General features: G+C 67.9%; 16 protein-coding genes and 2 pseudogenes. 12 read left to right on the top strand and 6 right to left on the bottom strand.

The features are described from left to right. A partial coding sequence (locus ACZ5PB_RS41875) for an integrase core domain-containing protein (RefSeq protein ID WP_468698827.1) occupies positions 1-246 on the top strand: 246 nt, incomplete at its 5' end. Between the two features lie 977 nt (positions 247-1223). Here the strand turns inward: ACZ5PB_RS41875 and ACZ5PB_RS41870 are convergent. Next, positions 1224-1682 carry a hypothetical protein gene (locus tag ACZ5PB_RS41870; protein WP_468698826.1) on the bottom strand — a complete coding sequence of 153 codons (459 nt, stop codon included), beginning with the start codon at positions 1680-1682 and terminating at the stop codon, positions 1224-1226. A 476-nt stretch (positions 1683-2158) separates the two neighbouring features. On the opposite strand from ACZ5PB_RS41870, the pseudogene ACZ5PB_RS41865 reads away from it, so the two are divergent. The 3 genes and pseudogenes from ACZ5PB_RS41865 to ACZ5PB_RS41855 form a co-directional block, all read left to right on the top strand. Then, positions 2159-2350, top strand: a pseudogene (locus ACZ5PB_RS41865) (ISL3 family transposase); the annotation flags it as partial. A 337-nt stretch (positions 2351-2687) separates the two neighbouring features. Next, on the top strand, positions 2688-3758 hold the full coding sequence (locus ACZ5PB_RS41860) for an ISL3 family transposase (RefSeq protein WP_468698825.1): 1071 nt from the start codon (positions 2688-2690) through the stop codon (positions 3756-3758). Positions 3759-3802: 44 nt separating this feature from the next. After that, complete coding sequence (locus tag ACZ5PB_RS41855) at positions 3803-4588, top strand: hypothetical protein (protein WP_468698824.1); 786 nt, start codon at positions 3803-3805, stop codon at positions 4586-4588. 697 nt (positions 4589-5285) lie between these two features. Here the strand turns inward: ACZ5PB_RS41855 and ACZ5PB_RS41850 are convergent. From ACZ5PB_RS41850 to ACZ5PB_RS41835, 4 genes are all read right to left on the bottom strand, one after another. Further along, positions 5286-5519, bottom strand: coding sequence for a hypothetical protein (locus tag ACZ5PB_RS41850; protein ID WP_468698822.1), 234 nt, complete (start codon positions 5517-5519; stop codon positions 5286-5288). A 568-nt stretch (positions 5520-6087) separates the two neighbouring features. Further along, on the bottom strand, positions 6088-7200 hold the full coding sequence (locus tag ACZ5PB_RS41845; protein ID WP_468698821.1) for an SPFH domain-containing protein: 1113 nt from the start codon (positions 7198-7200) through the stop codon (positions 6088-6090). 33 nt (positions 7201-7233) lie between these two features. After that, positions 7234-7671, bottom strand: a complete 438-nt coding sequence (locus ACZ5PB_RS41840) for an NfeD family protein (protein ID WP_468698834.1) — start codon at positions 7669-7671, stop codon at positions 7234-7236. Positions 7672-7942: 271 nt separating this feature from the next. Further along, positions 7943-9190 (bottom strand): cation:proton antiporter, encoded by a 1248-nt coding sequence (locus ACZ5PB_RS41835; RefSeq protein WP_468698819.1) that lies wholly within the window; start codon positions 9188-9190, stop codon positions 7943-7945. A gap of 203 nt (positions 9191-9393) precedes the next feature. Here ACZ5PB_RS41835 and ACZ5PB_RS41830 point away from each other — a divergent pair, with 203 nt between their 5' ends. The 6 genes and pseudogenes from ACZ5PB_RS41830 (at position 9394) to ACZ5PB_RS41805 (ending at position 13109) form a co-directional block, all read left to right on the top strand. Then, the gene (locus tag ACZ5PB_RS41830; RefSeq protein WP_468698818.1) at positions 9394-9753 is read left to right on the top strand and encodes a hypothetical protein; all 360 of its coding nucleotides are present in this window, start codon (positions 9394-9396) and stop codon (positions 9751-9753) included. Next, positions 9750-10130, top strand: a pseudogene (locus ACZ5PB_RS41825) (potassium transporter TrkG); the annotation flags it as partial. The gene ACZ5PB_RS41830 and the pseudogene ACZ5PB_RS41825, both read left to right, overlap by 4 nt. A 67-nt stretch (positions 10131-10197) precedes the next feature. Then, positions 10198-10782, top strand: a complete 585-nt coding sequence (locus ACZ5PB_RS41820; RefSeq protein ID WP_468698832.1) for a potassium transporter TrkG — start codon at positions 10198-10200, stop codon at positions 10780-10782. An 81-nt stretch (positions 10783-10863) separates the two neighbouring features. Next, the gene (locus tag ACZ5PB_RS41815) at positions 10864-11496 is read left to right on the top strand and encodes a potassium channel family protein (RefSeq protein WP_468698816.1); all 633 of its coding nucleotides are present in this window, start codon (positions 10864-10866) and stop codon (positions 11494-11496) included. A 322-nt stretch (positions 11497-11818) separates the two neighbouring features. Then, entirely contained in the window at positions 11819-12049 is a 231-nt protein-coding gene (locus ACZ5PB_RS41810; RefSeq protein WP_468698815.1) for a hypothetical protein, read from the top strand. Then, the gene (locus ACZ5PB_RS41805) at positions 12042-13109 is read left to right on the top strand and encodes a hypothetical protein (RefSeq protein WP_468698814.1); all 1068 of its coding nucleotides are present in this window, start codon (positions 12042-12044) and stop codon (positions 13107-13109) included. The genes ACZ5PB_RS41810 and ACZ5PB_RS41805 overlap by 8 nt, the downstream gene beginning before the upstream one ends. Before the next feature lie 226 nt (positions 13110-13335). Here the strand turns inward: ACZ5PB_RS41805 and ACZ5PB_RS41800 are convergent, their stop codons facing one another. Further along, positions 13336-14397: a PucR family transcriptional regulator gene (locus tag ACZ5PB_RS41800; protein ID WP_468698812.1), complete on the bottom strand. Its 1062-nt coding sequence runs from the start codon at positions 14395-14397 to the stop codon at positions 13336-13338. A gap of 216 nt (positions 14398-14613) precedes the next feature. On the opposite strand from ACZ5PB_RS41800, the gene ACZ5PB_RS41795 reads away from it, so the two are divergent. Then, a complete protein-coding gene (locus tag ACZ5PB_RS41795; protein ID WP_468698810.1) occupies positions 14614-15249 on the top strand; it encodes a hypothetical protein in 636 nt (211 codons plus the stop codon). A gap of 52 nt (positions 15250-15301) precedes the next feature. Next, positions 15302-17380 (top strand): flotillin family protein, encoded by a 2079-nt coding sequence (locus ACZ5PB_RS41790; protein ID WP_468698808.1) that lies wholly within the window; start codon positions 15302-15304, stop codon positions 17378-17380. The last annotated feature ends 150 nt before the right edge of the window (positions 17381-17530 follow it).

The raw sequence follows: 17530 nt of genomic DNA, 5'->3' as shown, positions 1-17530 counted from the left end.
ATGGCCGGATCGATAGGGCGGGTCGGGGCGGCAGGCGACAACGCAGCCATGGAGTCCTTCTTCAGCCTGCTGCAGAAGAACGTCCTCGACCGCCGGACCTGGGCCACCCGCCAGGAACTGCGGCTCGCGATCGTGACTTGGATCGAGCGGACCTACCACCGACGCCGCAGACAAGCCTCACTCGGCCGGCTGACCCCCGTCGAATTCGAAACCGTCATGCCCCCACCGGCCCTCCGGGCCGCGTGACCGAACCTGTCACCTAGAGCTGCATCAGACCCAAGACCACCAGACGAGTGAGACCGGTCTGCCTGGCACCAACACGACCAGGACCGCGACCGCGGTGACCTCCGGGACACCGGACAGCCGCGCTATGTGCACGCATACTGCGTGCAGCGCCCTCAAAGCGCTGTACGCCTCCCCATGGTCCAGCTGGCCAACCCCCAGGTTCCGGGTATGCACCCGAGTTCGCACCGCAGCACCCGGTCGACACCGATCTCGTACATCGACACGACCGCCCGCGCGCACACCGCGACCGCATCGCACCGGTTTTGGTGCACGCCCCGCCGCTGTCCGCGCGCGTACGACATCAGGGCCTTCACTCCGTGCTCCTCCTGGACGTGCCGCCACCCCTCACATCCCCCTGCAGGTGGAGCCCTGCCCGAGCAACGAGCCCTGGTTCACAGGAGTTCGCCGATGCCCCAGGTGGTGCTGATGTCGTCCCACAGGGTGTCGCCGTCAGGCGCACCGGATTACTGAACCCTTCTGAACTCGCAGCACAGGGTGGTCCGGTGCATTCTTGTGGCACCGAAAGACATCAGCGTTGCGCTACCTGGATCGGCCGCGAATCCTACGCCGTGGAGCGGCAGCCGCTTTCCGGATGAAGAGGCAGTGGGTTGGCGCGGCAAGGTCGGGCGGGCTGGCTGGGACGGTGTCTTGGGGCGTCATTTCGAGGCGACTGCGGGTGTCGTTTCGGCGTGTTGTGCATGATCAATGTCAGCGTCTTTTGGTGTCGCATGCGTGTGCGACGGTCGGTGGGTCTCCAAGGCCGCTCGCTTGGTCAACACGAGAGTCGGCGAGGTCCGTCAAGGGCGCCTGATCCCCTATTCGGAGGGGTCCGCCGGGCGTGTACTGGGTGGACCGTTCAGTGCCTTCGGCACGGACAGCTCTTCGGCCGGACTGCTGCCTTCCTCGCCGCGGCCGAACCTCTCGCGGTATGAGCCCCGTCAGCGGCTGATCGCGCGGAACCAATACTCCCGAATGGTTGTCTGCTTCCGGTCGAGCTCGGTGTCCATCATCCGGTTGGTGAGCGTCCCTGGAATCCCGAGCGAACGCCCACGGACCCTGACGACCCGAAGGTCGCTCCAGATCCCGCTCCGCCTCACGCGCTGCCGCGTCTCGATGGCGGCGACCTCGCTCCAGGGGATGGCCCGCCTGCTGACGAACGTTCGGAACTCCAGCCCCGTCTTGGTCAGCAAGGACCTGCCATAGATCAAGTTGACCGTACTGACGAACATGACCACAACGAGGGCTCCCAGGCCGCCGACCCACCACCATTTGCCCGGCTCATGCGTGGTCAAGGCCATCGCCACCACCACACCGACGAGGACCAACGCCCCAATAACGTTCCGCCACCAGTACCTACGCCGGTCGCACGCATTGAAGCTGATCCATACCTCGGGCATGTCCATGATGCTATCGACGTATATCCCGGTAACCACCCTTTCTGACTTGCTGAGTTACGTGTTTGAGGTCTCTTCTCGTTCCTCGGGCCACTGTCCGTTCAGAGCCCGCCGGACCGTACGCCAGGACACGTTGTGCGTCCGTTGCAACGACCGCTGCGACAGGCCCAGGAGATGGTCGCGACGGATCGCCGCGTACAGCGCGACTTTGGACTGCGAAACACCCATCGGGCCTCCAGCGGGAGAAGCACACCTCGACGTCCCACAGCAAGCCCTCGACTGACTTCAAAACAAACTGACATCGCAAAGTCGGTCAACCACCGACTTCCACAGCTACCGCGAAACGACTCCCGAAGTCAGGCTCTGGTCCACTTCGTGTGGTTACGTACGCACAGTGACTGTTGATCTTCGTGTGGTGCGCGGTGAGGTCGCCCGGAAATCGCCTGGCTGGAGGGTGGAGGGGTCGACAGTCCTTCGCTATGAACGAAGTGCTGCCGCAACTGGACGAGCTGCTGTTCTCCTCGGACGTCGGCGTATCGGTGGTGTCGGTGCACATGACCGATACGGTCGTCCGGGTCGAGGCCCGGACGACAACCGAGCGGGCGGCGTGCCCGGACTGCGGATGCTGGTCAGAGCGAATACACGGCTCCTACCTGCGATTCCCCCGTGATCTGCCAGCGGTCGGCAAACTCGTAGTGGTGTCCTTGCGGGTGCGCCGCTTCGTCTGCGCACAGGAGTCCTGCTCGCGCAGAACGTTCGCCGAGCAGGTACCCGGACTCACGCGCCGGTTCGGCCGGCGGACCGAACGGCTGCGCTCCACGCTGGTTGCGGTGGGCCTGGCCCTCGCAGGCCGAGCAGGCGCGCGGATGACGAACGCTTTCGAGGTACCGGTCAGCCGCAACACCCTGCTGAGGCTGATCGCCTCGCTGCCAGACCCAGTCACCGAACCACCCCGCGTGGTCGGCGTTGAACGAATACGCCCAGCGCAGGGGCCGAATCTACGGAACCGTGCTCGTCGACGTCGAAACACGTCGACCGGTGGACCTCTTGCCCGACCGGGAAGCCGACACCCTCGCGGCCTGGCTTGCCGAGCGGCCCGGCATCGAGATCATCTGCCGCGACCGGGCCGTCTTCTTCGCCGAAGGCGCCACACGCGGAGCCCCGCAGGCCCTCCAGGTCGCCGACCGGTGGCACCTCTGGCACAACCTGGGCGAGGCAGCAGAGAAGTGCGTCAACCGGCACCGCAGTTGCCTCCGGTTCACCCCGGCGGCCACAGGCCAAGAACAAGAGGAAGCAGAGCCTGCGGCATCGTCTCCCTGGCCGACAGGCCACCGGTTCGCCGAACGCACCCGCGCCAAGCACGCCACCATCCACGCGCTCCTGGCCGCCGGCCACAGCAAGAGATCCGTGTCCCGGCAGCTGGGCATGACCCTCAACACCATCATGCGCTTCTCCCGCGCGGCCACCCCTGAGGAGATGTTCACTGGTCAGTGGCAGAGCCGCGCGACCAAGCTCGACGCCTACAAGTCCTACCTCGACCAACGATGGCAGGAGGGCTGCACCAACGCATGGAAACTGTGGGAGGAGATCAGGGAGCAGGGCTACCCGGACGGTTACGCCAACGTCCGTACCTACGTGAGCCGGGTGTTGCGCGGCAAGCCACAACCCGTCGGGCCCCGGCCGCCCTCAGCTCGCGCCATCACCCGCTGGATTCTTACGCACCCCGACGCCCTGGTGGAGAATGATCGGCTTCGTCTCAAAGCCGTACTGGCGAGCTGCCCCGAGCTGACGACGCTTGACGAGCACGTGCGCTCCTTCGCCCACATGGTCACCCATCTGCAAGGCGAACAGCTCCCGGAGTGGATCGCCTCGGCCAAGAACACGACCGATCTGATCAGTCTCAGCCGGTTCGCCCAGCACCTCGAACGCGACCTCGACGCCGTTACCGCGGGCCTCACTCAGCCGTGGAACTCAGGCGTCGTCGAAGGACACGTCAACCGCATCAAGATGCTGAAGCGCCAGATGTTCGGCCGCGCAGGATTCGAGCTCCTCCGCAAACGCGTCCTGCTCTACCCATAGAGCCCAGGCACAACTCTGGCTCGTCAAGGCACTAGCCTCAGCCTGTGACCCGCCGCCCCAGACAGACCGAGCCGCCTTGCCCCACCGAGTTCCCTCTCAACGAACTGCTGGACAGAACGGACTGGGCGTCACTGGCCACGGCCTGCGGCACAGGTGAATCCCTGCCCGCGGCGCTCGCGCTCCTGACCAGCTCGGATCCGGTCGCCAGGGAGACCGGACTCCGCGCCGCGCTGGGATCCGTAACTCACCAGAACAGCATCTACGAGGCCACGGTGCCCGTGGCACTCTTCGTTGCGGCGATTCTCGACCACCCGGCCGTCACGGCAGGTGACAGCGGCCACGGTGCCACAACGCCCTCAACTCTCGTGCGGCTTCTCAACTGGCTCGGCGATACCGCTTCCGATGCCGACGACGAGTGCTCCGCCACTGACGAACATCGCGACAGTGAGGTATGCCGCGCGGAGATATTTGCGTTCAGGGAAGCGCAGCCAGCGATCTTCTCCAAAGTTCAAGCCCTACTTGGCCATGACAGCACGGACGTGCGCCACGCCGCGCTCATCGCTGCCATTCCGCTGATAGAACACCCCTTTCTCACCCAGCACCAGGCCGAAATCGTTGGCCATGCACGACGTCTGCTGGCCGCCAGCACTGACCGGCACCATCGCAACCGCGCCCTCGACGCACTGAAAGGGTGGGGTTACAACACCAGCGAGTTGGAGAACGCGTCGGACATCGCAGCCCGCGAACGCTGTGCCCGGCTGCAAGCTGCTCGTGCCTCTTGGGACGGCAACTGGGCAGGCGGCGGCTACAGCGAAGAACCGCCGTTCTGACTCAAGGTCCAAACGCTTTGGATCATCCGCTGCTCACACCGCGTGGCCGCTCCACACCAAGTGGGCCAGAGCCCGAAGTCACCGCTGTAACCAGGCGAGCCATCTGCCACTTGCGTGACTCTACATGCGTGTAGATCTTCTTGTGGCGGTCTGCGCCGATGAGCTTCAACACGATGCTGTGCGGGCTTGGTTGGCATGTCGGACTTCTCAGTGCTGCGTTCCAGAAGGGAACCCTGATGTTCGATCGATCTCGGCATGGCATGGGCCGACAAGGCCCCGCCGGAGATCCTGGCAGCTCCGGTTGATGCACTCAAGGACGTCAGCGAGCGGCAGGGAGATGCTGCTTGAGGAAGAGGAGTAGGCCGGGCAGTCCGGCGCCCCGAGCCGTTTCCCCCATGGTCGGCGACCCTAGAACTTGATCGTCTCTCGAGGTAACTTGCCGTCACCGTCCGTCGGTTTCGTACTGCCCGCAGCCGGTGACAGCCATGCCGTAGAACTTCTCGGTGAAGCCATGACACGGACGAGTGCCTGCCGAGGGAAAGCGGTCCAGGGCCTGACCAACGGAGGTGGCAGCGGAAAACGGTGCGGAAAGTTCCCCTCGGGTCTCAGTTCAGCGGGACTTCCGAGGGGCCGGGAGTCTCGCTTGCGGGCCGGACACAGGGTAGCCCCGGATTCTCGTCCCCGTCTGGAGCCGCCTCTACATCGCGATGCCGCCGCCGTCTTGGACGGCATCCGGGATGACCGTCTGCACGTCCTTGGTTACGACGCTGCCGGAGAACTCCCGGGAGCCGGGCCAGAATGCCGTTGCCCGTACCGGGACGGGTGCTGCCGAGTCGTCCGACACGGGAACCGCACATGCGAACGCGCCGTCCCCCTGGCGGGTGCGTGAGGTGCAGATCCGCGTACTGGCGTCACTGAAATGCACCGTCACGGATACAGGAACACCTGCGATGCCGGGCGCTGAAGCCCCGCTCTCTGACGTGAGAGATCCGGCGACGTCGACCCGTCCATCGAGTACGAGCCACTCCGCCCGGAACTCGCGGAACGCGGAGGCGCGAAGATCATCAGGGAAGAGCGGGGCAAGGACGGCGGCCTCGTTACCGGGCACGGCTTCCGCCTCGGACAGTGGCGCGGCAGTGGCCGGAAGAACAGTGCCGCAGCAGAGGGCGGCGGCAGAACTCAGCCCAACGAGCAGGCCCTGGAGGGCAGTTGATCGACAGAATTGCATGAGGGTCTCGATTCTGTACGCAGCCCCGACCGGGCCGGTGCCCTCTAGTCATGTCCCTGCGGGAACGTTGCCTGCGCAACATCGTGTGCTATTCGCCCTGATGGGCGTACAGGAAATGCGGCTCCTCCCGCACCGTGACAACGGACTCAGTGCGCAGGTCGCAGAGCCGTCACTCCGGGACAGCAGACCGTTGAGGAGTTCCTGGATCGGTTGTCCGAACCCATCGCATGCGTGACGGGGCGGCGTGATACGGCGGATACCGCGCAGGCGGTCAACGAGTCGGCCTGTTGCCCCGGCCGGGCGGCTGCGGTGTCCGCGCGGCCTCGGCCTCAGCCTTGGCGTCGCTCACCACTGCGGCGGCTTGCTTTGCGACTTCCTCGGCGGCCGTCGCGGCGTCGAGTGGGAGGGTGGCCGTGCCCGCCTTGAGTTCCGCAGGCCCGCCCTGCTGCGAAGCGCCGTCCGCTTCGTCGGTGCCCGCCTCGTGCGGAGTAGCCGACGCGGGAAGCCCTGTCACCGAGTGGTCGCCAAAGGCGTGGGTAACGGCGCGAACGGCCTCGGTCAACTCTCCGGGGATCACCCAGAAGGTGTTGTTGTCGCTCTTCGCCAGGTGCGGGAGGGTTTCCAGATACTTGTACGCGAGGATCTTCGGGTCGGCGTTGTTGCGGTGAACGGCCTGGAAGACGCGTTCCACAGCCTTCGCCTCGCCGTCCGCCCGAAGGATCATGGCCTGCTGAGCGCCCTGGGCCTCCAGGATGTCTTTCTGCTTTGTACCCTCCGCAGTGAGGATCTTGGCCTGCCGATCACCTTCGGCGTGCAGGATGGCGGCGCGTTTGTCACGCTCGGCCCGCATCTGCTTCTCCATCGCCTCTTTGATGGTGTTGGGCGGGTCGATGGCTTTGATCTCCACGCGGTTGACCCGGATGCCCCACTTGCCGGTGGCGTCGTCCAGGACGGTGCGCAGCCGTGCGTTGATCTCCTCGCGCGAGGTGAGTGTCCCTTCCAGGTCCAGGCTGCCGATGACGTTGCGCAGTGTGGTGACGGTGAGCTGGTCGATTGCCTGGAGGTAGTCGGCGACCTCGTAGGCCGCCGCCCGGGGGTCGGTGATCTGGTAGTAGAGCACGGTGTCGATGTTCACCACGAGGTTGTCCTCGGTGATCACCGGCTTGGGGTCGGAGGAGTAGACCTGCTCGCGTACGTCGAGTTTGGTGTTGACGCGGTCCGCGACCGGCAGGACGAGGTTCAGGCCGGGCTGCAGCGTGCGGTGGTATCTGCCGAAGCGCTCGATGTTGTAACGGCGTGCCTGCGGGACGATGCGCACGGCGGAGGTCACGAGGAAGACCACGACGAGCGCCGCGATGAGGATCGGGATGAGCACCGGGTCCATGGTTCCTCCGCACGTAGGGAAGCCTTCAGCCAGTCACGGAAGGAGCTCCCGCGGGTAGACCACTGCCGTGGCTCCTTCGATCTCCATGACGTCCACCACCGCACCCACGGGAATCACATGAGTTTCGTCCAGGGTGCGGGCGGACCACTCCTCGCCGGCCAGCTTGATCAGGCCCCGGGTCGCGGTCACCTCCTGGGTCACCTCTGCCCTCTTGCCGACCAGCGCATAGCTGCCCTCACGCGTGGCTGGCCCCTGGTTCAGGTGTCGCAGTGCGACAGGACGTACGAGAAGGAGGCCCGCTGCCGCGGCCACGCCGACTGCCACGAGCTGACCGAGAAGGCCGACGCCCACACCGGCGACGACGGCGGCAACCAGAGCCGCACCTGCCAGCAGACCGAAGACCAGGGTGAGAGTGAGGAACTCCGCGACCCCGAGCACCCCGGCAGCGAGCAGCCATACGTACCAGGGCACGGACATCGCCTCCCTCGGGGGACTGCTTCCCACGCTACTCCTGGTCGTGCCTGTACAGAACAGGCTCTGTCTGGCTGATCCCGGCGGTCCGCGGTTCAGCGAAGGGCCTACAGGACTCGGCCCGTCGTTGGCCGGACTGCGGTGCGGAAGGCAGAGAAGATCATCGTCGGTACGATTGCCCAGGGCCAGGAGCTGGAACGGCCGTCGCGGAGGCGGCGCATGTGACCGCAGGACTCCGAGCGAGACGCGGCCGGCCTGGTGTCCGTGCGGCTCAGGGTGCGGGAGGGGTCCCGGTCTGCGGTGTCTGCGGACCCTCGGGGTCGGGGAGGCTGCCGTCCGCCACTCCGGCCAACTCGTCCACGTGGAAGAGGCGTGCGAGAGGTACGTCGGAGCTGCTGTGGGCGACGATCGAGACGGCGATGCAGACGGCAATCAGGGTGAATGCCTCCTTACCCTGCGGGATGCCGGCCTGGAGCACCAGCAGTCCGTAGACCACCGAGGCGAAGCCCTTGGGGCCGAACCAGGCGGCGACCAGCTTTTCGCGGCGGTCGAACCGTGTCCCGATCAGGGAGAGCAACAGTGACGCCGGGCGGATCAGGACGATCGCCAGCACCACCACGACGTAGCCGCCGAAGGAGAGGTCGCCGAAGAGCTGTGGGGTGAGCAACGCGCCGAAGACGAGCAGGGCGGCGAACTTCGCCAGCTCGGCCAGCGCCTCGCCAAGGGGTTCGAAGGCGTTCTTCGCCTCGGGTGCGACGTGTGTGAGGACGGCGCCGGCGGAGAAGGCGGCGAGGTAGGGGTTGGCGTGCGTGAGATGGCACAGGGCATAGAGCCCGATGCCCACGGCGAGCGGCAGCAGCGGCTGGAGCTTGGGCTCGGCGCCCAGGTAACGGAAACGCACCAGCAGGTTGACGAGGAACGGCAGCAGAATGCCGAAGACCAGGCCCAGGACGAGTTCGAGCCCGATGGCGGGGAGGGAGGACTCGGCGTGACCGGCGGTGGGGCCGGCCGCCGCGATGAAGATCAGCACGACGGGCAGGGCGAGGCCGTCGTTGATGCCGCTTTCGACGTTCAGCAACTGCCTGAGTTTTTCCGGGACTTCCTTGCGGCCCACGATCGCCGAGGCGAAGACCGGGTCGGTGGGCGCGAGCACGGCGCCCACCAGGAACGATGTGGTCCAGTCCAACCCTGCCACGTAGTGGGTGAGCAGCGCGGTGCCGAGGAAGGCCAGCGGCATGCCGAGGCCGAGTGCGCGGGCCGGGTTCCTCCAGTTCGCCCGGAGTTTGCCGAAGGAGACGTGCATGCCGTCGGTGAACAGCACCGCGAACAGGGCGAGGTCGGCCGTTACCGCGACGATGTCGCTGTCCGGGGTGATGTGAATCAACCCGAGGAAGCCGTCGCTGACCAGTGCACCACCGGCCAGGAAGAGAAAGGAGGTCGAGAGGACGGTCCGGGCCGCGAGGCCGGACAGCAGCACCGCGACGAGCAGGGCCGCACCGAAGACAGCTACCAGCACCATGACCGATTCCCCGTTCAGCGAGACCAGCAAAGAGAGTTCTGCTCTTCGCCGACCAGGCTTCCCGGCACACCGCAGCGGACTTTACACGACTCTTATGCCTCCTTGGCGGGGTCCTGACATAGGGATGATCGAGAGTCAGGCACGGAGGCGGCCGTGTACGACGGTAGGGTGTGCGGCCGGGCTCCTGACGAGTCCTTGACGACTTGGACAGCGACAGCGAAGGGCCCGGAATGGTTCGGCTGCGTCCCTCGCTGCTGGCGGCGCATCCTGCCCGAAGCCTGGTGTTCGCCTTCGTGCTGGCCGTATTGCTCGGTGCTGTACTGCTGATGCTGCCCCTCGCCGCCGAGGACGGTTCCGCCACCAATGCGCTGACCGCTCTGTTCACCGCGACCTCCGCGGTGTGCGTGACGGGGCTCGCGGTGGTGGACACCGGCACGTACTGGAGCGGCTTCGGCGAGGGCGTCATCCTGGCGCTCATCCAGGTGGGCGGCTTCGGCATCATGACGATGGCTCGCTGCTCGCCCTTCTGGTGTCCGGGCGGTTGCGGCTGCGCTTGCAGATGACCGCGCAGGCCGAGACGCAGACCTTGGGCATCGGTGACGTGCGGCGCGTGCTGCTGGGTGTCGCCGGGTGCACGGTGATGGTGGAACTCGCGGTGGCGGCCTTCCTCGCGCTGCGGTTCCGGTTCGGATACGGCAACGGGATCGGCGAGTCCGCCTACCTCGGCTTCTTTCACGCGGTGTCGGCCTTCAACAATGCCGGTTTCGGCCTCCACGCCGACAGTCTCACCCAGTACGCCCAGGACCCGTGGGTGACCCTGCCGGTCGCCGCCGCGGTCATTCTGGGCGGCCTCGGTTTTCCCGTACTCCTGGAAATGCTGCGCCACTGTCACCGGCGGCTCACCACGGGGCGGCGGAAATGGACGCTGCACCTGAAGCTCACGGTGCTCGCCACGGTGGCCCTGCTGGTTGTGGGCACCGTGCTGACGTGCCTGCTGGAGTGGACGAATCAGGGCACCCTGGGGCCCCTCACCTGGGGGGGACAAGCTCCTCAACGGCTTCTTCCACTCGGCCATGAGCCGTACCGCGGGATTCAACTCCCTGGACGTCGGGGCGATGAACGCCTCGACGTTGCTCATGACCTGCATGCTGATGTTCGTCGGCGGCGGCAGCGCGGGCACCGCGGGCGGCATCAAGGTCACCACCTTCGCGGTACTCGCCGCGGCGATGGTCGCCGAGGTGCGCGGGGAGCCCACCTCCGCGGTACTGGGCCGCAAGCTGGGACCGCACGTCCTGCGCCAGGCCCTGACCGTGGCGCTGCTCGGCATCGGCCTGGTGATGGGGGCGACCCTGGTACTCCTCTCGGTCGTGCGGGCTCCGTTCGAGGCCGTGCTGTTCGAGGCGGTGTCCGCGTTCGGCACCGTGGGACTGTCCACCGGGATCACCGCACAGGTTCCCGTGACCGGGCAGCTGGTCCTGATCCTGCTGATGTTCGTGGGCCGACTGGGCCCGATCGCCCTGGTGTCGGCGCTGGCCCTGCGCGAGCGGACCCGCCGGTACGAGCTACCCGAGGAGCGACCCGTCATTGGGTGAGTACCTGAAGCGGCTGCGCAGGCGCCGCCGCAAGAACGCCGTCGGCCACCGGCCCATGGGGTCGGGGAGCAGCGTGTCGCCGTGATCGGTCTCGGCCGGTTCGGCAGCTCCCTGGCCCACGAGCTGACCCGCCGTGGATGGGACGTACTGGGGTTGGACACGGACGCGAGGCTCGTGCAGAAGCACAGTGATGTCCTCGCCAACGCCGCGGTTGCCGACTGCAGCGACCCCGAAGTCCTGCGTCAGCTGGGAGTCCACGAGTTCACCAGCGCGGTCGTGGGCATCGGTACCGGCATCGAGGCCAGCATCCTGGTCACCTCCAACCTCCTGGGGGCCGGGGTGCCCAACATCTGGGCCAAGGCGATCAGTCGTCAGCACGGCCAGATCCTCGAACGCCTGGGCGCCCACCACATGGTGCTGCCCGAGCACGAGATGGGCGAGCGGGTCGCCCATCTGGTGACCGGCAGGATGCTCGACTTCATCGAGTTCGATGACGACTACGCCCTGGTCAAGACGTTCGCCCCGCAGATCGCCACGGGCGTCCCGCTCGGCCGCAGCGTGGTGCGCAGCACGTACGGGGTGACCGTGGTGGGCATCAAGCGGGCCGGGCAGGAGTTCACGTACGCGACAAGGGACACCGTCGTGGAGGAGGGCGACGTCATCATTGTTACCGGCAGGACCCGCGCGGTGGAGACCTTCGCGGAACTCGCTTGACACCGGCCGCTCGGCGGCCCGTGCGCAGCTGCAAGGAGGGCCCGGGGCCGTCGGTTGCGTTCCTGCGAGGGAGATCCTGCCGGGCTATGGCAGCGACACGACCGTCTACGGTGCTCTGGCGGCCCCTGACGGACGGCCCCTTCCGGTGGCTCAATGTCCTTCTCAAACGGGTGAAGCGGGCAGGGGGAGCGCGATGGGGCGGACGAGAGCGCCGGGGTGGGGTGAGACGGCGCTGATGGTGCTGGGCTGTTGGGCATTCTGCGGCTTCGCCTGGATGGTTCTGCCGTTGTGGGACGTCGCGGCGTTACCGGCGGGAGGGTGGATGGTGGCGGTAGCCCTGGGGCAGTGGTTCTGGGGCCGGCATCGGCACTGGGCGGCGGGGTTCCTGGCTGTCGTCGCCGGGGCTGCGGCCCTGTTCCTCGTGGTGGATGGATTGCGCCCCTCGACAGGCCGGGTGTCCCCAGAGGCGCTGGCGACGGGCACGGGTGTGTGCGCGGCGCTCACGGTCTTCACCGGGGTGGCTCGGCGGGGCGGCCGGGTGCGTCGTGGCTGAGGACGAGGGCGGGGCGGTGGAGCGGGCCGTCGAGGCAGGGCGGCACGCCCGAGGGCTGCGGGTGTGGGGTGGGCTCGTACTGGCGGCAGGGGTCTTCCTGCTGGCGCTGGCAGCGGCGGGGCTGGCCCTGGTGCCGGAATGGATGGACGACGAGCGGGAGTTCCGCGACGCGGTGCCGTGCGGAACGTCCGCACCGCCTGACGAGGACGGCACGCCCGACTGCCTGCGGCGCATCGAAGCCGTGGTGACGGGGACGGTGATCCGGGACGAGGCCGACTACGAGGAGTTCACCCTCAAGCTGAAGGATTCGCCCGGCGCGCCGGAAGAAGTGGACATGGGGGCTGCAGGTCCGCTGCTGGGACGGCTGCACCGGGGCGACCGGGTGACCCTCACCCTGTGGCGGGACTACGTGCCCGCGGTGACCCAGAACGGTGTGGCGCAGGAGACGGCCGAGACTCCGGTGGGCGAGCCGCAGTTCAGCACCGCTCTCGCACTGATGCTGCTCTCGGCCGGGGCTTTCCCCACATACGCGGGGGTGCACCTGCTTCGAACAGCCGGCAGCAGGCCCGGACAGGGGCCACCCTCCGACCACGCGGCGGTCGGCAGGACGGCGGTCGTAGCGGGGTTCTGCGCTCTCCCGGCGCTGGCCGTCGGGGACTCGGCGGGGCCTGCCGGGGTGGCGGTGGTGTGGCTGGGGTTGGTGCCGTGGGTGTGGTGGGGCGTACGACGGCACGAACGGCAGAGCCTTGGGCGACACCGGCGAACTGCCCCCGGGCCGGTCCGGCGGACGGGCGGGCAAGGGCGGCGATGGATGCGTTCGCAGGTGAGGGACCGGGTCGAGCTGGCCGTCGTGGTGCTGGGCGTGCTGGTCGGTCTCGGGCTCACCGTGAATGCGGTGCAGGTGCATCTGAGCGGTGCGGATTCGGTGTGGTGGGTCATGTTCCTGTGCCTGTTGCAGGTCAACACTGTGTGGCACGTGGTGCGTAGTATTCGACGCAGCCGGCGGGCGCGCAGAGGGCGAACTGGCGACGGCTCGCAGGAAAGCCGTGCAGTCGACTGACTCAGGTGTGCACGCGTAGCTGGCCGGCATCGGAGCGTGGGTCTCTGCCGAGATCGTCTCGGATGAAGTAAGTGACGTACGTCAGGACGCCGGTGCTCGCGCGGGTGGCCAGGACGACTGCCCGGCGGGAACACGGCGGGCGCATGCGGGCCGGACTCGCCCTCGGGAAGAGATGTTCGCCGAGGCCGGGCACAGCGGCGCAGCCCGGCTACCCGCTCGCCACACTTCACAGGTCTTGGTCCGGCCAGCCCAGCAGGCGTGCTCCCACGACGGCGGTCTGGAGTGTGTAGCGGTGTACCGGGTCGCCCGGGTCCGCGCCGGTCAGCCGGTGAATGCGGTCCAGGCGGTAGGTCATGGCCCGCACGCTCAACGAGAGTCGGCGGGCGGCTTCCGCGGCCACGCAGCCGGTGTCGAAGTAGGCGGTGAGGGTGTCCAGGAGGGGCTGGGCTCCGCCGCGGGCCTGGTGGAGCGGGCCGAGGGTGCTGTGCACGAGGTCGGCCATGGCCTGCCGGTCCCGGGTCAGGACGGGGTAGACCAAGAGGTCGGCCGCGTGCAGAACGGGGCTGTCGAGGTCGAGGCGGTCGGCGAGGTCGAGGGCATTCAGTGCTTCTTCGTAGGAGTGGACGACACCGCCGGCGCCGGGGTGCGAGCGGCCGACGGCGACCCGGCCGCCGTCGGTCGCCGCGTATGCCTGCTTGGCGAAGTAGGCCAGGACATCGCCCTGGTCGCCCGGAGCGACGCAGATCAGCCTGCCGTCCTTGGTCGTGAGGAGGATGCGCCGGTCGCCGAACCGGGCGACCAGTGCGTTCTCGATCCCTCGGGTGACCGGATAGCCGTCCTCGTACGGTTCGGGCCCCTGCGCGACGGCGACCGCGTAGCCGTGGGAAAGCAGCAGACCGAAGCGTTCCGCGCGCTGGGCGAGGCGGCCGAGGTCACTGCGCCCGTACAGGAGGTCGTCGATGAACTCGCGCCGCGCTGCCTCCTCTTGGCGTACCGCCAGGTGCTGGGCGCGTTCGTGGCCTTCACTGAAGGCGTCGACGGCCTCTTCGACGGACGCCAGCAGGTGACGGGGCGAGGCGGCGGGGACTTCCGTCAGCACAGTGTTCGCGGCGCGGAGTTGGGCACGCACCAGGGTACGCAGGCCGAGGCCCGCCTCGGCTGCGCGTTCGCCCCGGCGTCGCAGTACGTCGCGCTCCTCGCGGGTGAGCTTGCGCCCGGTCGCGCACGCGGCGGCCACGATCTGCGCGTAGTCCTGCAGATAGTCGTCGGCCGATCCCTGTTCCACCAAGACCACTCCTCGATGATTTTGATGCGTTGCTGACACGTTTCTGACGTGTTGGCGTCAGGGTGCCATGGGTTCGGCAGGCGGGCCCGACCGGCATCAGGAGCGCGTAAAGATTGCCGGTCGACGGCAATGTGCTGATGTGCGGTCAGCTGTCACTATCTGGGTGGCCGGAGGGCGGGATCCAGTACCTGCCGGGGGACGGAAGCGAGGGGCTGGGCGATGACGGAGTTTCTGCACGCTGCGGCGAGCTTTCCGACGGTGTTGTTCACTGCCGCGCTCGTCGTCGTGGTGGGTTTCTGGTTGCTGGTGCTGGTCGGCGGGGCCGATCACGACAGCTTCGAGGGAGATGTGAACACCGACGTGCTGGGGCTCGGTGGGGTACCGGTGTCCGTGTCCGGGTCGTTGATGATCGCGCTGACCTGGTTCCTCTGCCTGAGCGGCTCCGTGCTCGCCGCCCGTACGGGCCTGACCGGCACCGGCCGCGCCGCTCTCGGCACCGCGCTGCTGGTGGCGGCCGTCGTCCTGTCCTGGGCCGTGACCCGGATGGCCGTAGGCCCGCTGGCCAAGCTCTTCCCCGACGAACCCGGGCCGTCCCGGCACGACTTCGTCGGGCTGACCTGCACCATCCGCACGGGGCGGGTGGACGCCGGGTTCGGTCAGGCGGAGGTCGCCGCCAGGGACGGCTCCACCGCCGTCGTGCAGGTACGCCAGTACGGCGCCGATGCCCTCGCCCTCGGCAGCACCGGGCTGCTCTACGCGTACGACGAGGACGGCGAGTTCTTCTGGGTCTCGCCGTACGGATTCGAGCTGGACGGCCTCGGGCCGTACGGCATGGAGCCGGCTCCGCGGGGCTGACGCGGCCCACCTCACTCTTGTTTCACCCGTACCTCTCATCGGGGATTTCCACATGGATGCCATCACTGTGGGCGCCGTCGTGCTCGGCGCCGTCGTACTGCTCGTGGCCGTAGGTCTGTTGCTGGTCCTGACCCGGCTCTTCCGCAAGGTCGAGCAGGGCAAGGCACTGATCGTCTCGAAGATGCGGAAGGTCGACGTGACCTTCACCGGACAGGTCGTGCTGCCCGTCCTGCACAAGGCCGAGGTCATGGACATCTCGGTCAAGACCATCGACATCACCCGCACCGGCCGCGAGGGGCTGATCTGCAAGGACAACATCCGGGCCGACATCCGGATCTCCTTCTTCGTACGGGTCAACAAGACCGTCGAGGACGTCATCAAGGTCGCCCAGGCCATCGGCACGGAGCGTGCCAGCGACAAGGAGACGATCCAGGAACTCTTCAACGCGAAGTTCTCCGAGGCCCTCAAGACGGTCGGCAAGCAGCTCGACTTCACCGACCTCTACACCAAGCGCGACGAGCTGCGCGACCGCATCATCCAGGTCATCGGCACCGATCTCAACGGTTACAGCCTGGAGGACGCGGCGATCGACTACCTGGAGCAGACGCCGCTCACCCAGCTCGACAGCAGCAACATCCTGGACGCCCAGGGCATCCGCAAAATCACCGAGCTGACCGCCATCGAGCGGGTGCGCACCAACGAGTACCAGCGGCACGAGGAGAAGGAGACCACCCGGCAGAACGTCGACGCCCGTGAGGCCATCCTGGAGCTGGAGCGCCGCCAGGCGGACGCCGAGAGCAAGCAGCGCCGCGAGGTGGCGACCGTACGGGCCCGCGAGGAGGCCGAGACGGCGCGGGTGATGGAGGAAGAGCGGCTGCGGGCACAGAGTGCGTTCCTGACGACCGAGGAGCAGCTCGGTGTGCAGCGCGAGAACCAGGCCAGGGAGGTCGCGGTCGCGGAGAAGAACCGCGAGAGGGTCATCGCCATCGAGTCCGAGCGCATCGAGAAGGACCGTCTCCTCGAAGTGATCGCCCGGGAGCGGGAGACGCAGCTGCGCCGCATCGCCGCCGACAAGGAGGTCGAGGCGGAGAAGCGGGACATCGCCGAGGTCGTACGGGAGCGGGTGGCGGTGGACCGTACGGTCGCCGAGCAGGAGGAGTCCATCCTGCGGCTGCGCGCGGTCGAGGCCGCCGAACGCGACCGGCAGTCGATCGTCATCGCGGCGGAGGCCGTCGCGCAGGAGAACCTGGTCAAGGACATCAAGGCGGCGGAGGCCGCTGAACAGGCCGCAGTGCACCGGGCGGCGGAGGAACTGACCCTGGCCGAGGCCCGGTTGAAGAGCGCCGACCTCGACGCGCAGGCCAAGCTGCGGCTCGCCGAGGGCGTGCAGGCGGAGGCCGCGGCAGCCGGTCTGGCCGAGGTGCGGGTACGGGACGCGGAGGCGGCGGTCACGGAGAAGGCGGGCCGTGCGGAGGCGGAGGCCATGCAGGCCCGGCTGGCGGCGGAGGCCGCAGGGGCCCGTGCGATGGCCGAGGCGGAGGCTGCGGCGATCGGGGGCAAGCTCAAGGCGGAGGCCGAGGGTCTGACCGAGAAGGCCGCCGCCATGGCCGCGCTGGACGAAGCGTCCCGTACCCACGAGGAGTTCCGGCTGCGCCTGGAGGCGGAGAAGGACGTACGGCTGGCGGGCCTGGAAGCACAGCGGCAGGTCGCCGAGGCGCAGGCGACGGTACTGGCGACCGGTCTGGAGAGCGCGGACATCCAGATCGTCGGCGGCGACGGGGCGTTCTTCGACAAGATCGCGGGCTCGATCGCGCTGGGCAAGAGCATCGACGGATTCGTCCAGAACTCCACCACCGCCCAGGCCCTGGCCGGGCCGTGGCTGGACGGCACAGCGAGCTTCCCGGAGGACCTGACGACGGTGCTGAGCTCCTTCGGCAGCGGTGACGTGCAGAACCTGACGGTCTCGGCACTGCTGATGCGGCTGATGGGCACCGGCGGAGGGCAGCACAACGGGCAGATCCAGCAGCTGATCGACGTGGCGGAGCGACTGGGGCTGGGCGACCAGCAGGTGACGACACTGAACGGCATGCCGCAGGGCGAGGCCGTGCTGAACGGCGTCGCGAAGAGCTGACCGAGCCGCACGGCGCGGTCCGGGGGTGGGGGGGGGGGGGGGGGGGGGGGGGGGGGGGGGGGGGGGGGCCCCCCCCCCCCACCACTCGCATTCACCCCTCACCGGCGCATCCGCCGCACGCCTCGAACCAGCGGCATGACCGGAGGGACG

The organism is Streptomyces sp. NPDC032721 (genome assembly GCF_055579625.1).
The sequence above is the reverse complement of the archived record's forward strand: the minus strand, read 5'-3'. Positions and strand labels throughout refer to the sequence as shown.

Coding starts and splice junctions, on each gene's coding strand:
- ACZ5PB_RS41870 (WP_468698826.1), bottom strand. CDS start 1,682: ATGCCCGAGGTATGGATCAGCTTCAATGCGTGCGACCGGCGTAGGTAC.
- ACZ5PB_RS41845 (WP_468698821.1), bottom strand. CDS start 7,200: ATGGACCCGGTGCTCATCCCGATCCTCATCGCGGCGCTCGTCGTGGTC.
- ACZ5PB_RS41835 (WP_468698819.1), bottom strand. CDS start 9,190: ATGGTGCTGGTAGCTGTCTTCGGTGCGGCCCTGCTCGTCGCGGTGCTG.
- ACZ5PB_RS41810 (WP_468698815.1), top strand. CDS start 11,819: ATGGTGGCGGTAGCCCTGGGGCAGTGGTTCTGGGGCCGGCATCGGCAC.
- ACZ5PB_RS41795 (WP_468698810.1), top strand. CDS start 14,614: ATGACGGAGTTTCTGCACGCTGCGGCGAGCTTTCCGACGGTGTTGTTC.
- ACZ5PB_RS41790 (WP_468698808.1), top strand. CDS start 15,302: ATGGATGCCATCACTGTGGGCGCCGTCGTGCTCGGCGCCGTCGTACTG.